Consider the following 13,438-nt stretch of genomic DNA (forward strand, 5'->3'; position numbering starts at 1 on the left):
TGGACCATGCCGTCGCCCATGAACCAGTGGTAGGCCGCCGGGTCCACTTCGGACAGCGGGTTGGGCCCGTTGCGCAGGTAGCGGCCGTCGAGGAACTCGGGGATCGTCCCGGTCACCTCGAGCTCGGTGAGGGTGTGCTCCTGGCCGATCGGGGCGAAGGCGCCTTCGAGGAAGGGGTTGGTCGGCACCGGTGGCAGCCTTTCGTCGGTGGTCAGCGTGGGGTCACGAGCAGCTTGAGGACGTCGCTGAAGAGCCCGGGCGGCACCGCGTCCGGGTCGACGCCGCGTTCGACCGCGAGGCCGTTGGACAGCGCCAGCACGACGACCGCGAGGTGCTCGGGCGCGAGAGGCAGCTCGACGCCGTGCTGGGCGGCGGCCTTGCGGATGGCCGCGGTGATCGCCTCCCGCAGCCGGGCGCGGCGCTCGGCGAGTCCTTTGTGGACGGCCGGGTTGCGCATGGCCAGGCCCCAGTACTCCAGCAGCAGCCGGTGCCAGGTGGCGTCCGAGTCGATCCCGGACAGCAGCCGCGCCCCGGCCTCGGTGGTGGCCTCGTCGAGGTCCGCCAGCTCGGCGAACGCCGTGGTCGCCCCCTCCATGCGCTCGACGACGTGCTCTTCCATGATCGTCAGCACCAGGTCGTCCCGGCCGGCGAAGCTGGAGTAGACCGCGCCCTTGGTGAGGCCGGCTTCGGCCGCGACATCGTTGAGCGACGTCGCGGCGATGCCCTGGCGCGCGAACACCGCGGTGGCCGCGTCGATGATCCGCCGCCGGGTCTCGGCGCGGGTCGGGCGGCGGCGGGGTGCGGTCATGGAGCGCAACGCTACCGCCTCCCTCACCTGGGCGTCCTTCGTTGACTGTGACGCAGGTCATCTGGTAAATCGGACACACGATACCGGTCGGTATCGAAACCGGGAGGTCCCGTGTCCGTTGTCAACGCCGACATCCGCCGCATCCTCACCGTCGCGGTCCTCGCCGCGGCTGCCCTGGTCGCCACGCCCGCCGCCGACGCGGCCGGCCTGCCGCCGAACCCCGCCGCCGATCCGTTCTACGCCCAGCCGTCGCCGTTCCCCGACGTCGCGCCGGGCACCGTCCTCGACTCCCGCCCGGTGACGATCCGGGCGCTCACCCTGCCCGTGCCGATCCGGGCTTGGCAGGTCAAGTACCGCTCGTCGGACACCCGCGGCGGCGCGATCGCCGACGTCGCGACGATCATGCAACCGGTGTCGCCGGCCTCGAAGACGCTGGTCTCGTACCAGACGGCGCAGGACGGCCTCAGTCTCGACTGCGCGCCGTCGTACGTGCTGGCGACCGGCACCGCGCTGCCCGCCGAGGAGCTGGCGCTCATGGTGCCGCTGCTCGCCGCGGGCCACACCGTCGTGACCGCCGACTACGAAGGCCCCCGGTCGGAGTGGACGGCCGGGCTCACCACCGCCCACGGCGTCATCGACGGCATCCGCGCGGCCCAGTCGTTCGCGCCCGCCGGGCTGTCCGGGCCCGCGACGCCGACGGCGCTGATGGGCTACTCGGGCGGCGCGCTGGCCAGCCAGTGGGCCAACGAGGTCCAGCCGACGTACGCGCCGGAGCTGAAGTTCGCCGGGGTCGCCGCCGGCGGGGTGCCCGCGGACATCGAGTACGTCGCCCGCCGCATCGACGGCGGCGTGTTCGCCGGGATCTACATCGGCGCGGCGGTCGGGCTGAGCCGCGCGTACCCGGAGATCGACACGGCCACGCTGCTCAACGCGCGGGGCAAGCAGGCGTTCGAGGACGTCGGCAAGCAGTGCATCGCCCAGTTCAGCGTGAGCCAGGCGTTTCATCGGATGAGCGAGTACACGACCGTGCCGGAGCTGCTCGACGTGCCGTCGGTGCGGAAGGTGATCGCCGAGAACGTCATGGGCACCCGGAAACCGGGCTCGCCGACGTACTTCTACCAAGGGATCTTCGACGAACTGGCGCTCACGCCGCCGGTGGACGCGCTGGTGCGCAAGTACTGCGCCGAGGGCGTGACCATCCAGTACCACCGGATCCCGATCGGTGACCACGTCACCGTCGCGGTCCAGGGTGCGCCGGGGGCCCTCGCCTACGTCCACGACCGGCTGGCCGGGAAGCCGGCGCCGTCGAACTGCTGAGCTGTTCATATTATCGGATTAATTACGAAGAATCTTGACCTCGGATCCGGATAGGTCATATGTTTGGCGGGCTGCAAGCCGGTCCCCGCCTTCAACGCCGAACGGATCCGACATGTCGAACCCTTCCCTCCCGCCCTCGCGCCGCACCTTCCTCAAGCTTGGTGGCGCGGTCGGCGCCGGGATCGCCCTGAGTGGCGTTCGTCCTTTTGTCGCAAGCGCAGACGTCGTGCGCCCGGCTGCCGCGGACCTCGTTCCGGACGGCCGGGCGACGACGCTGTGGTACCCGGCGCCCGCAGCCGAGGACAAGATCATCGAACAAGGCCTGCCGATCGGCAATGGTCGGATCGGTGCCCTCGTCGGCGGTGACCCGGCCGCCGACTTCCTGTACCTCGCCGATGCTTCCCTCTGGACCGGCGGTGCCAACAACGTGCTCGAAGACGACGGTCAGTTCCCGTACGAACGCGAGAAGTTCGGCACCCTCGGGCTGCTGGCGAAGGCGCGGATCTCGGTGCCCGCGCACACCGGCGTCACGAACTACCGGCGGACGCTCGACCTGAGCAACGGCCTGGTGACCGTCACCTACACCGGCCAGGGCACGCGGTACCGCCGCGAGGTCTACGCGAGCCACCCCGACGACGTCGTGGTCGTCCGGCTGACCAGTGAAGGCCGGGGAACGCTGACTGGGACGGTCGCCTTGGAGCCGACGCGGGACGAGGTCCTGAGCGGGCCCGCGTTCGCGGCGTCCTTCGCCAACGGGCTGAAGTACGCGTGCGCGGCCGCGGCGTCGAGCCAGGGCGGGCAGGTTTCGCAGCAGGGGAAGAACGTGGTGTTCACGGGCTGTCGCGAGGTCGTCATCGTGTTTTCGGGTGGGACGAACTACGTGCCCGACGCGGCGCGGAAGTTCCTCGACGCTTCGGCCGACCCGCTGGCGCTGTCGAAGCAGAAGGCGTCCCGCGCGCTGCGGGCCGGCGGTGGCGCGTTGCTGGCCACGCACGTCGCCGACTACCGGCGGCTCTACGACCGGCTGACCCTCGACCTGGGTACGTCCCCGGCGTCCAAGCGGTCGCTCGACTCGTGGTCGCGGCTCGTGGCGCGCCACGACGACCCGGCCACGCCCGACCCGGAGCTGGAGGCGTCCTACCTCCAGTTCGGCCGGTACCTGACGATCACCGGCTCGCGCGACGGCCTGCCGATGGGCCTGCAGGGCCTGTGGCAGAACAACAACACGCCCGACTGGATGAGCGACTACCACACCGACATCAACGTCCAGATGAACTACTGGCTGGCCGACCGCGCGGCCCTGCCGGGCAGCTTCACCGCGCTGGCCGACTACTGCCTCTCGCAGCTTCCCGTGTGGACGGACACCACCAAGAAGCTGTTCAACGACCCGAGAAACCGCTTCCGTAACACCAGCGGCAAGATCGGCGGCTGGGCGATCGCGTTCTCCACCAACATCTACGGCGGCTCCGGCTGGTGGTGGCACCCCGCCGGCAACGCGTGGCTGTGCAACTCGCTGTGGGACCACTACGCGTTCACCCAGGACCAGGCCTACCTCGCGCGCATCTACCCGCTGCTCAAGGGAGCCGCCGAGTTCTGGGAGGCGCGGCTCGTCACGACGACCGTCGACGGCCGCGAGGTGCTGGTCGACGACCACGACTGGTCACCCGAGCACGGCCCGCAGGACACGCTCGGGAACACCTACAGCCAGGAGATCGTCTGGGACCTGTTCGAGCACTACCGCGCGGCCGTCACGACCCTGGGCCGCGACCGCGCGTACGGCGACCGGATCGCCGGGCTGCAGCGGAAGCTGTACCTGCCGAAGGTGAGCCCGGCGACCGGCTGGCTGGAGGAGTGGATGTCGCCGGACAACCTCGGCGAGACCACGCACCGGCACCTCTCACCGCTGATCGGGTTCTTCCCCGGCGACCGGATCGCGACGGACACGTCGCCCGCCGAGCTGCTCGGCGGGGTGCGCGCCCTGCTGATCGCGCGGGGGATGGAGAGCTTCGGCTGGGCGACCGCTTGGCGGTCGGCGTGCTGGGCACGGCTGAAGGACGCGGACAAGGCGTACCAGCTGCTGCTCACGGTCATGCGGCCGTCGGTCGACAACGGGAACGGGACCGCGCCGAACTTCTTCGACATGTACAGCCAGGGCAGCTACACGATCTTCCAGATCGACGCGAACCTCGGGGCGCCCACGGCGATGCTCGAGATGCTGCTGTACTCCCGGCCGGGCGTGCTGGAACTGCTGCCCGCCCTGCCGTCGGCGTGGGCCCGCTCGGGGAGCGTGACCGGGATCGGCGCGCGCGGCGGCTTCGAGGTCGACGTCGCGTGGCGCGACGGCAAGGTGACCCGGGCGGTGATCCGCAGCGTCGGCGGGACGCGGACCGAGGTGCGCGCCGGGGCCTGGAAGCGGGTCGTCACCCTGCCGCCCGGCGGGTCGGTCACGGTCACACCAAGTTGAGGTCTACTCTCCGGAAAAAGATGTAGTGTTCAATCATCTTTTCTGGCACCTTTCCGGACCTGGGAGTGACCGTGAACATCGCCCTGTGGATCGCCGCCATCGTGCTGGCCGCGCTGTACCTCGGCGCCGGGGGCATGAAACTCGTGACCCCGCGGGAGAAGCTCCTCGAAAACCCCAACATGGGGTGGACGGCGGACTTCTCCGCGGCGGCGATCAAGGGGATCGGCGCGATCGAGATCGTCGGCGCGATCGGCTTGATCCTGCCCTGGGCGCTCGACATCGCGCGGGTGCTCACCCCGCTGGCCGCGGCCGGGCTGGTGATCGTCCAGATCGGGGCGATCATCGTGCACGCGCGCCGCAAGGAGACCAAGGCGCTGCCGATGAACGTCGTGCTGCTGGTGCTGGCGGCGTTCGTCGCCGTGGGCCGGTTCGCCGGCTGACTGCCGCACAGCTTCCTGGTGGGCGGCCGCATGTGCTGGATCACCTTGGCGTGTCCCGCGCCGCGGTGATCGGCACGAGCCAGGGCGGTTTGGTCGCGCTGCTGCCGGCGCCTTCCCGGGTGTCGGCCGCGGCGGAGGACCCGGCGGCGGCGGCGCCCCACCGGAGGTCCTCGACGGAGTGGCGACGATCCGCTTCGGCGCGTTCGAGGGCGGGGAGTGGAAGCAGTGCTGGGCGTCGGTGGCGCCCGATCAGCTGGCCCAGTCGATGACGGCCCTGGACCGGGTTCCGGAGATCACGTGCCCGGCGCTCGTCCTGCCCGGAACGGCCGAGCTGGCGGCGGCGTTGCCGGGGGCGGAGGAGCCGGTGGTCGCCGAGGGCGGGGCGCATTTCTTGAGCTACACCCACGCGGATGAGGTGAACCCGCACTTGGTGCGGTTGTTGAGGGCTCGCGCGTAGGCGGGCCGTAATACCCTGAAGGTCTCAGACTTCGGGAGGCCGCCGGTGGATGTGGATCTGCGGAAAGTGCGGTACTTCGTCGCCGTGGCCGAAGAGCTGCACTTCGGGCGTGCGGCTGCTCGGCTGCACATCGCGCAGCCCGTGCTGTCGCGGCAGATCCGGGCGCTCGAAGGTGAGCTGCGGGCGCAGTTGTTCCGGCGGGACAGGCGATCCACCGAACTCACCGACGCCGGCCGGCAGCTGCTCGAGGACGCTCGCCCGCTGCTGGCGTCGGCCGAAGCCATGCGGCGGCGCGTCGCCACGGCGGCGCGGGGGAGCGCGACCTTCACCGTCGGGTTCATGCCGGGCATCACGGTCACCGACGCCGTCCGCGAACTGACCGCGCGGCACCCCGGCCTCGCCGTCGAGCTGATCCGCACCACCTGGGACGACCAGGTCGACGTTCTCCACGACGGCCGCGCCGACGTCAGCGTGGTCCGGCTGCCCGTCGACCGGCGCGGGCTGACCGTGCGGCCGCTGTTCCGGGAGCCGCGGGTCGCGGTGCTGCCGGCCGGGCACCGGCTGGCCGGGAAGGACGCGGTCCTGGTCGGCGACCTGGCCGACGAGCACCTCCTCAACAACCCGGACGCGGTACCGGAGTGGCGCGACATCGCGGTCGAGTTCCGCGAAGGCGTCCCTCGGCCGCGGCGCGGGTTCGGGAGCGTGGAGGAGAAGCTCGAGCACGTCGCGGCGGGGCGCGGGATCGCGGTCATCCCCCTGTCCACTTCGGAGTACTACACCCGCGCCGACGTCGCGCACGTGCCGGTCGAGGACCTGCCGCCCAACGAGGTGTGCCTCGCCTGGATCGCGGCCAGGCGCTCGCGCCTCGTCTACGAGTTCGCGGAGATCTTCGCGACGCGCATTCCGTCTGACTGAACGGCTGGTATTCGGTATAACCGTATGTCAGACTGACGGTATAACCGAGAGGCTGTCTGACCGACGGGACGGGTGAGGATGCGCTGGGCGACCTTCGACTGCTTCGGCACGCTCGTGGACTGGCGCCACGGCATCGCCACCGGGATCGAGCTGCTGTACCCGGGCCGCGGCGCCGAGCTGCTGGAGGTCTACAACCGGATCGAACCGCAGGTGCAGGCCGAGGTGCCGGTGCGCCGGTACCGGGAGGTCCTCGCGGAGTCGTTGCGGCGGACGGCGGCCGAGGCGGGACTGGAACTGGTTGCCGACGACGCGTCCGTCCTCGGTACCGGGCTGCCGTACTGGCCGGTGTTCCCGGACACCCGCGCCGCGCTGACGGCCCTGCGCGAGGCGGGCTGGCGGCTCGCCCTGCTGACGAACTGCGACCGCGACCTCATCGGCGAGACCCAGCGGCGGCTCGAAGTACCGATCGACGCCGTGGTGACCGCGGAGGACGTCGGCTCCTACAAACCCGGCCACGCCCACTTCGCACGGTTCGCCGCGTCGTTCGGCGCCACCCGCGAAAACTGGGTGCACGTCGCGCAGAGCCACTTCCACGACATGGTCCCGGCGCGGGCGCTCGACATCCCGAGGGTCTGGATCAACCGGCACGCCGAACCGCACGACCCGGCCGTCGCCGACGCCGTGCTGCCCGGACTCGCCGGCCTGGTCCCGGTCGTCGACCAGGTCCACGCCGCAGCTCGATAGACGGCCAGCCGGACGGTATGACCGTCAGTCCGCCATACTGTCTGGCCGTAAGGCTGCCTATCGGTGAAGGGGCACGATGACCGTGCTGCAGACGACGAACACCCGGGACGCGCTGGTCACCGAGGTGCGCCGGCGGATTCTGAGCGGTGAGCTCGAGCCGGGCACGTCGTTGACCGAGCAGGGTCTCGCGACGATGTTCGGCGTGGCCCGGCCGACCGTGCGGTCCGCGTTGCAGGAACTGGTCGCGCGGCACCTGGTGGAGCGGTCCGACGGTCGTTCGCTGCGGGTGCCCGTGCTCACCGACGACGACGTCCGGGACCTGTTCCACGTCCGGCTGCCGCTCGAGGTGATGGCGGTGCGGCTGATCGTCGCGCAGGGCCGGCCGCTCGAAGGGGTCGAAGCGGAGCTGGCCGCGCTGGAGTCGTTGCCCGCGAAGGCGTCCTGGAGTGATCGCGTCGAGGCCCACACGGCGTTCCACCTGGCCCTCGTGGAAGCGGCGGGCAGTACCCGGCTGAGCCGGATCTACCCGCCGCTGCAGGAGGAGATGCAGCTCTGCCTCGCCCGTCTGCGTGACTCCTACCCGGACCCGGCCGAGCTGGCCGTCGAGCACCGCCGGCTCCTGAAGGCGGTGGCCTCCGGAAACCCGGCGAGCGCGGAGGCCGAGATGCGCGACCACCTGGACCGCGCCCTGACCGGCCTCCTCGCCCCCTGAGCCACGCGCGCTGCGCCCGCCCAGGTTGGCGGCGGCGGAAAGCGCACTTCGATGCGCGGGTCACGGCCTACCCGGGCTCAAGCACGTGCCCGGCCGGGCGCCAGCGCAAAGCCTTAAGACGCCGAACTCCCGTGCGGCATCCCGACCCGGTGCTGTCCCGCGAACAACCCCGCCCACAGCGCCCGCCAGTGCCGGGCCGGCTTGCGCTCCGGCCGCCGGGGGGACACCGGCCGCGGGCCGGCGCGGTAGTCCATCTCCACCCGCACCCAGTCGTACATCCAGTCGCCTCGCATGGTCTCCTTCTTTCGTCGGAGTCCACGTTCGGCCTGAGGCCACCGCCGCCGCATCGGACGTTCACGCACTTCCGAACGGAAGAGCCCTTACCCCCGCAACTCGGTCACCGCGTCCAGGTGCCGGGGCGTCCAGCCGAGTTCGCGGTGCGCGCGGGCCGGGGTCAGCTGCTGGTCCAGCGCGAACGCCTCCGCGATCGGGCCCATCCGCGCCACCGCCTCGGCGTACGTCAGACGGGTGACCTGGCCCGGGCAGCCCGCCGCGTGGGTAAGGGCGGCGACGACCTCCGCGAGCGGGACGTTCTGCCCGCTCACCCCGGCGTACACCGACTTCGGCGGCGCCTGCAGGGCGAGCGCGTACAGCTCCGCGATGTCGTCGGCGTGCACCAGGGCCCAGTGGTTGGCGCCGTCGCCGATGAGGGGGACCGAACCCTCTTCGCGGCCCGGCGCGACGAAGAACGTCTCGGCGAGGCCGCCGCCGTGGCCGTAGACCAGGCCGGGCATCACCAGGACCGGGTTGCCGCCGCGGGAGAGGACGCGCTCCTCGTTCGCGCGGCGCCACGCCGTGATCGCCGGCGGGCGCTGCGGGGCGTCCTCGTCGACGACGCCTTCGGTGTCGCCGTAGACCCAGACGCCGCCGGTGTGGACGTACGTTCCGCGGTCGCCGAGGCCGTCCTGCAGGGCGTCGGCCGCGGCGCGGTCCACCTCCGCCGTGTCGGGGCCGTAGTGCTGGCCGAGGTGGATGACGCCGTCGGCTTCGGCGGCCGCCGCGCGGAGGACGTCCGGGTCGGTCAGGCCGCCGGGCACCGGGCGTGCGCCCAGTCCGGAGAGGACGGACGCCGCCGCGTCGCTGCGGGCCAGGGCGCTCACCTCGTGACCGTGCCGGACGAGCGCCCGGACCGTCGGGCGGCCGACGTAGCCGGAGCCGCCGGTGAGGAAGACCTTCATCGTGGGACCTTTCGTGGTCGGGGTGGTTCCCCTCCGACTCTCCGCGAGGCCCGCTCCCGCGTCCAAGACCCTTTCCGTCCGCTGTGATGCCCGCGGGGTATCACGCCGCGAGCGGTTCAGACGCGCGGCCGCTCCAGCACCGAACGCGGGTCGTGGTGTTCGTACCAGCCGAGGAACGGCGGGCAGAGGTCGTAGCCCAGCAGACGCTGGACCTCCTCCGGGTACTCGCGCACGATCTCCGGTGGCACCGCGAGGTACTGGTTCTCCTCCTGCCGCAGGTTCGCGCGGGTCAACGCGATCGTCAGGCCGGTGCGCGCCTCGTCGGTGCGGTTCGCGCCGCCGCCGTGGAGGAGACCGCCCACCCAGATCGCCGCCGAACCCGGGGTCATCTCCGCGGCCGCCGCTTCGTTCGGCCGCGGTTCACGGTCCGGCTCCCACCGGTGGCTGCCCGGCCAGCAGACCGTGGCGCCGTTGTCCGCGGTGAAGTCGTCCAGCGCCACCATGAGCTGCACCCGGCTCGGGTGCCCGGTGCTGCGCAGCAGGTGCGCGACGTCGTCCCGGTGCGCGGGCTGCGCGGTCTCGCCCGGCCGGATCTGGACCACCTGGGTGCTGCTCACCTGGACGCTCGGCGCCACGCCCGCGAGGTTGGTGCTGAACCACTCCGGTGACGGCCGTGAGATCTGCCGGCGGGCCGCGCCGAGGAACAGCGGGTGCGTCACGACGTCGGCCGTGTGACGGCTCCGCGCGAACAACGAGCACAGCCGTTTCGTCCGCTGGCCGGAGAAGATGTTGTCGCCGTAGACGACGTCGTCGAGCGCCGGGCCGAGGTCCGTCCACAGGCCGTCGAGGGTCGGGTCGCCGACGAGGTCCTCGACGACCACCACGCCGTCCCGGTCGAGTACCTCGCTCACATCCTCCACAGTGGACTTGCTGGTCAGCCGGGTCAGCAGGGCCATGGCGCCTCCTGGTGCTTCGCGGTGTCCGTGACAGCCACCGTCGCACCACGCGGCTCGGGAAAACCCCAGGGTTCAGCCGACGGCGCCGAGGTGCCCGGCGATCTCCGCGGTGACGTCGGCCTGGTGGTCGGCGAGGAAGAAGTGCCCGCCCGCGAACACGCGGATCGTGAAGGCGCCCTCGGTGTGCTCGCGCCACGCCTCGGCTTCGGCCAGCGTCGTCTTCGGGTCGCTGTCGCCGGTCAGCACGGCGATCGGGGCCGCGATCCGGCGCCCGGGCTCGCAGCGGTAGGTCTCGATCGCGGTGTAGTCGCCGCGGATCGACGGCAGCGCCAGCTGCAGCAGCTCGTCGTCGCCGAAGACGGCCGAGTCCGTGCCGTTGAGCAGCCGCAGCTCGGCGATCAGGCCCTCGTCGTCCCGCTCGTGGACGCGATCTTCACGGCGGGTCGAGGGCGCCCGCCTGCCCGACGCGACGACGGTGGCCGGCGCGTTGGTGCCGGCCTGTTCCAGCCGGTAGGCGGTCTCGAACGCGAGCACCGCGCCCATGCTGTGCCCGAAGAACACGGTCGGTTTGGCGCTCAGCGTGGCGAGCTTGCCGGCGATCTCGTCGGCGAGCTTGCCGAGGTCGGTGATACACGGCTCGCGACGCCGGTCCTGCCGGCCCGGGTACTGCAGCGCCACGACCTCGGTGCCGGGGGAGAAGCGCGCGGAAACCGGGTGGAAGAAGCTCGCCGACCCGCCGGCGTACGGGAAGCACACCAGGCGGGTGGTGCTGCCGGTGGCGTCGTGGAACCGGCGGACCCAGGCCGCCGTGCCGCCGTCGTCGCTGCGCAAGTCGTCCGTCCTCCGCGGTCGGGATATCGTCGTCACGACCAGTGAATCACGGCCGGTCCGGTGCTTTCGCCAGTTTCGCCGGACTGCGCCCGACAGGAGAGGCGCCGGTGGCCGCGACCACGTTCCTGTTCGTGCCGGGCGACCGGCCGGATCGCTTCGGCAAGGCCGTCGCGAGCGGTGCCGACGTCGTGCTCCTCGACCTCGAAGACGCGGTGGCGCCGGCGGACAAGGACGACGCCCGGACCGCGGTCGCGGAGTGGCTGGCCGGCGGCGGGCGGGCGATGGTGCGGATCAACGCCGCGGGCACCCGCTGGTTCGACGCCGACGCCGCCCTGGTGGCCGAGCGCGGTGTGCCGGTGCTGGTGCCCAAGGCGGAGACGCCGGACGTGCTCGCCGGGTTCGGCGTGGTGGTGGCGCTGGTCGAAACCGCACTCGGCGTCGAACGCGCGGGTGAGCTGGCCGCCGTGCCGTCGGTGACGCGCCTGGCGTTCGGCAGCGTCGACCTCGCCGCCGAACTGGGCGTCGCGCCCGAAGACCCGGAGCCGTTCGCCTACGCGCGCTCGCGCCTGGTCGTGGCGTCGGCGGCGGCCGGGCTCGCGCCCCCGGTGGACGGCGTCACGACGGATCTGACCGACGAGGAACGCCTGGCCGCCGACGTCCGCTACGCCCGTCGCATGGGCTTCGCGGGCAAGCTTTGTGTGCACCCGAAGCAGATCGAGCCGGTACGGGCCGGGTTCGCGCCGACGGAGGCCGAGCTGGTGTGGGCCCGCCGGGTCGTCACGGCGGGCGATTCGGTGTCTACTGTGGACGGTAAGATGGTCGACCAGCCGGTGCTGGCCAGGGCCCGCCGGATCCTGGGGGAGTAGCCGATGGCCCGGAAGACGCGGCAGGTCGGGCTGCGCCAGCCCCGATCGGGTGATGACGAGTTCTGCTTCCAGCTGCACCGCGCCGCCCTCGGCGAGTACGTCGAGGCGATCTGGGGCTGGGACGAGCCGGCGCAGCGCGCCCGCTACGAGCAGCACTTCGACGCGGCGCGCACGCAGATCATCACCGTCGACGGCCACGACGCCGGCGCGCTGGTCGTCGACGACACCGGGACCGACGTCGTCCTCGGCCTGATCGAACTCGAGCCGCACCACCAGGGCCGCGGCATCGGCGGGTACGTCGTCCAAGCGCTGACCGCCGAAGCCGCTTCGCGTGGCCAGGACGTCGTCCTCGAGGTCCTCGACGTCAACACGCGTGCGAAGGCCTTCTACGAGCGGCTCGGCTTCCGCGAGACCGGCCGGCCCCGGCCGCACAAGATCGCGATGCGCTACACCGCGCCCTGACGCCGCAACGCTTCCGCGTCGAACCCGAACTCGGTGAGCACGGTGTCGGTGTGCTCACCGAGGCCCGGCACGGCGTCCATCCGCGGCGCCCGGCCCGGCACGGTGATCGGCGGGAGGGTCGCGCGGATCGGCCCGGCGGGCGTGCCGACCTCGGCGAACCGGTCCCGCGCGGTGAGCTGCGGGTGCGCCAGGACGTCCGGCAGCTCGCGGCGGCGCGCGTGGGCGATCCGGCCGGTCGTCAGGCGTTCTTCCAGCTGGGGTCCGGTCAGCGAGGCGAAGATCGTCCCGATCTCCGCCTCCAGCTCGGCGCGGTGCGCGACCCGCGCGCTGCCGGTGGCGAACCGCTCGTCGCGCACCCAGGCGGGCCGTTCGACGGCGTGCTCGCAGAACGCCGCCCACTCGCGGTCGTTCTGCACGGCCAGCACGAGTTCCGTGCCGTCGCCCGCGGTGAAGGTGCCGTAGGGCGCGATGGCCGCGTGGCTGGTGCCGGTCCGCGGCGGCGGGGTGCCGCCGTACCCGGCGTAGTACAGCGGGAAGCCCATCCACTCGACCAGCGAGTCGAACAGGCTCACTTCGAGCTCGGTGCCCACGCCGGTGCGTTCGCGGTCGTAGAGCGCGGAAAGGATGCCGGAGAAGGCGTACATCCCGGCGCCGATGTCCGCGGCCGGGATCCCGCTCTTGGCCGGCTCGGCCTCGGTGCCGGTCACCGACACCAGCCCGGCCTCCGACTGGATGAGCAGGTCGTACGCCTTGGCGTCGCGGTAGGGCCCGCTGGAGCCGTAACCCGACACCGAACAGGTGATCAGCCGTGGCCGCGTCGCGCGGATCTCGGATGCACCGAGGCCGAGCCGTTCGGCCACGCCGGGCGCGAAGTTCTGCACGAACACGTCGGCCTCGTCGAGCAGCCGGGCCATGATCGCGGGCGCGGCGTCACTCTTCAGGTCGAGCGTGACGCTCTCCTTGGAGCGGTTCAGCCAGACGAAGTGGCTGGAGAGGCCGTGCACGGTTTCGTCGTAGGCGCGGGCGAAGTCGCCGCCGCCGGGCCGTTCGATCTTGAGCACCCGCGCCCCGAGGTCGGCGAGGTGCCGGGTGGCCAGCGGCGCGGCGACCGCCTGTTCGCAGGACACGACGGTGACGCCGTCGAGGGGCAGTGGAGGCATTTCCGCATCCTGCCATCCGGGTGAAGCCGGGGCCCGGACCCTGCCCCCGCGCGGACGCGGGGGAGAAC

16 protein-coding genes are annotated in these 13,438 nt (G+C 72.0%); 9 read left to right on the forward strand and 7 right to left on the reverse strand.

Translation table 11 applies throughout. From position 1 onward, the window contains the following. Both ACGFMK_RS34135 and ACGFMK_RS34140 read right to left on the reverse strand, forming a co-directional pair. The coding region (locus ACGFMK_RS34135) for a carotenoid oxygenase family protein (protein WP_392772118.1) at positions 1-188 on the reverse strand (188 nt) is incomplete at its 3' end. Between the two features lie 23 nt (positions 189-211). Next, a complete protein-coding gene (locus ACGFMK_RS34140; protein ID WP_392772121.1) occupies positions 212-808 on the reverse strand; it encodes a TetR/AcrR family transcriptional regulator in 597 nt (198 codons plus the stop codon). Positions 809-919: 111 nt separating this feature from the next. Between ACGFMK_RS34140 and ACGFMK_RS34145 the strand changes: the two genes are divergently transcribed. The 7 genes from ACGFMK_RS34145 to ACGFMK_RS34175 all read left to right on the forward strand — a co-directional run bounded on the left by ACGFMK_RS34145 (position 920) and on the right by ACGFMK_RS34175 (position 7,857). Next, positions 920-2,125, forward strand: coding sequence for a lipase family protein (locus ACGFMK_RS34145; RefSeq protein WP_392772123.1), 1,206 nt, complete (start codon positions 920-922; stop codon positions 2,123-2,125). 112 nt (positions 2,126-2,237) lie between these two features. Next, positions 2,238-4,589 carry a glycoside hydrolase N-terminal domain-containing protein gene (locus ACGFMK_RS34150; RefSeq protein ID WP_392772125.1) on the forward strand — a complete coding sequence of 784 codons (2,352 nt, stop codon included), beginning with the start codon at positions 2,238-2,240 and terminating at the stop codon, positions 4,587-4,589. A 71-nt stretch (positions 4,590-4,660) separates the two neighbouring features. Then, a complete protein-coding gene (locus ACGFMK_RS34155) occupies positions 4,661-5,029 on the forward strand; it encodes a DoxX family protein (RefSeq protein ID WP_392772127.1) in 369 nt (122 codons plus the stop codon). A 178-nt stretch (positions 5,030-5,207) separates the two neighbouring features. Next, positions 5,208-5,486, forward strand: coding sequence for an alpha/beta fold hydrolase (locus ACGFMK_RS34160; protein WP_392772129.1), 279 nt, complete (start codon positions 5,208-5,210; stop codon positions 5,484-5,486). Between the two features lie 45 nt (positions 5,487-5,531). Next, positions 5,532-6,401: a LysR family transcriptional regulator gene (locus ACGFMK_RS34165; protein ID WP_392772131.1), complete on the forward strand. Its 870-nt coding sequence runs from the start codon at positions 5,532-5,534 to the stop codon at positions 6,399-6,401. 78 nt (positions 6,402-6,479) lie between these two features. Then, on the forward strand, positions 6,480-7,145 hold the full coding sequence (locus ACGFMK_RS34170) for an HAD family hydrolase (protein WP_392772132.1): 666 nt from the start codon (positions 6,480-6,482) through the stop codon (positions 7,143-7,145). A 76-nt stretch (positions 7,146-7,221) separates the two neighbouring features. Continuing rightward, entirely contained in the window at positions 7,222-7,857 is a 636-nt protein-coding gene (locus ACGFMK_RS34175) for a GntR family transcriptional regulator (RefSeq protein ID WP_392772134.1), read from the forward strand. A 113-nt stretch (positions 7,858-7,970) separates the two neighbouring features. Here ACGFMK_RS34175 and ACGFMK_RS34180 read toward each other — a convergent pair whose 3' ends face one another. From ACGFMK_RS34180 to ACGFMK_RS34195, 4 genes are all read right to left on the reverse strand, one after another. Next, positions 7,971-8,150, reverse strand: a complete 180-nt coding sequence (locus ACGFMK_RS34180) for a hypothetical protein (RefSeq protein WP_392772136.1) — start codon at positions 8,148-8,150, stop codon at positions 7,971-7,973. An 87-nt stretch (positions 8,151-8,237) separates the two neighbouring features. After that, positions 8,238-9,095, reverse strand: coding sequence for an NAD-dependent epimerase/dehydratase family protein (locus ACGFMK_RS34185; protein ID WP_392772138.1), 858 nt, complete (start codon positions 9,093-9,095; stop codon positions 8,238-8,240). A gap of 116 nt (positions 9,096-9,211) precedes the next feature. Continuing rightward, the gene (locus ACGFMK_RS34190; RefSeq protein WP_392772141.1) at positions 9,212-10,051 is read right to left on the reverse strand and encodes a phytanoyl-CoA dioxygenase family protein; all 840 of its coding nucleotides are present in this window, start codon (positions 10,049-10,051) and stop codon (positions 9,212-9,214) included. A gap of 72 nt (positions 10,052-10,123) precedes the next feature. Next, positions 10,124-10,882, reverse strand: a complete 759-nt coding sequence (locus tag ACGFMK_RS34195) for a thioesterase II family protein (RefSeq protein ID WP_392772144.1) — start codon at positions 10,880-10,882, stop codon at positions 10,124-10,126. Between the two features lie 107 nt (positions 10,883-10,989). Between ACGFMK_RS34195 and ACGFMK_RS34200 the strand changes: the two genes are divergently transcribed. Next, positions 10,990-11,748 (forward strand): HpcH/HpaI aldolase/citrate lyase family protein, encoded by a 759-nt coding sequence (locus ACGFMK_RS34200; protein ID WP_392772146.1) that lies wholly within the window; start codon positions 10,990-10,992, stop codon positions 11,746-11,748. A 3-nt stretch (positions 11,749-11,751) separates the two neighbouring features. Further along, entirely contained in the window at positions 11,752-12,210 is a 459-nt protein-coding gene (locus tag ACGFMK_RS34205; RefSeq protein WP_392772149.1) for a GNAT family N-acetyltransferase, read from the forward strand. On the opposite strand, the gene ACGFMK_RS34210 is transcribed toward ACGFMK_RS34205, so the two are convergent. Then, positions 12,195-13,370 (reverse strand): CaiB/BaiF CoA transferase family protein, encoded by a 1,176-nt coding sequence (locus ACGFMK_RS34210; protein ID WP_392772152.1) that lies wholly within the window; start codon positions 13,368-13,370, stop codon positions 12,195-12,197. The genes ACGFMK_RS34205 and ACGFMK_RS34210 overlap by 16 nt on opposite strands. Positions 13,371-13,438: the final 68 nt, after the last annotated feature.

The sequence above is a fragment of the Amycolatopsis sp. NPDC049252 genome, assembly GCF_043197175.1.
Classification (GTDB): Bacteria; Actinomycetota; Actinomycetes; order Mycobacteriales; family Pseudonocardiaceae; genus Amycolatopsis.

Coding starts and splice junctions, on each gene's coding strand:
- ACGFMK_RS34140 (WP_392772121.1), bottom strand. CDS start 808: ATGACCGCACCCCGCCGCCGCCCGACCCGCGCCGAGACCCGGCGGCGG.
- ACGFMK_RS34150 (WP_392772125.1), top strand. CDS start 2,238: ATGTCGAACCCTTCCCTCCCGCCCTCGCGCCGCACCTTCCTCAAGCTT.
- ACGFMK_RS34170 (WP_392772132.1), top strand. CDS start 6,480: ATGCGCTGGGCGACCTTCGACTGCTTCGGCACGCTCGTGGACTGGCGC.
- ACGFMK_RS34175 (WP_392772134.1), top strand. CDS start 7,222: ATGACCGTGCTGCAGACGACGAACACCCGGGACGCGCTGGTCACCGAG.
- ACGFMK_RS34180 (WP_392772136.1), bottom strand. CDS start 8,150: ATGCGAGGCGACTGGATGTACGACTGGGTGCGGGTGGAGATGGACTAC.
- ACGFMK_RS34185 (WP_392772138.1), bottom strand. CDS start 9,095: ATGAAGGTCTTCCTCACCGGCGGCTCCGGCTACGTCGGCCGCCCGACG.
- ACGFMK_RS34190 (WP_392772141.1), bottom strand. CDS start 10,051: ATGGCCCTGCTGACCCGGCTGACCAGCAAGTCCACTGTGGAGGATGTG.
- ACGFMK_RS34205 (WP_392772149.1), top strand. CDS start 11,752: ATGGCCCGGAAGACGCGGCAGGTCGGGCTGCGCCAGCCCCGATCGGGT.
- ACGFMK_RS34210 (WP_392772152.1), bottom strand. CDS start 13,370: ATGCCTCCACTGCCCCTCGACGGCGTCACCGTCGTGTCCTGCGAACAG.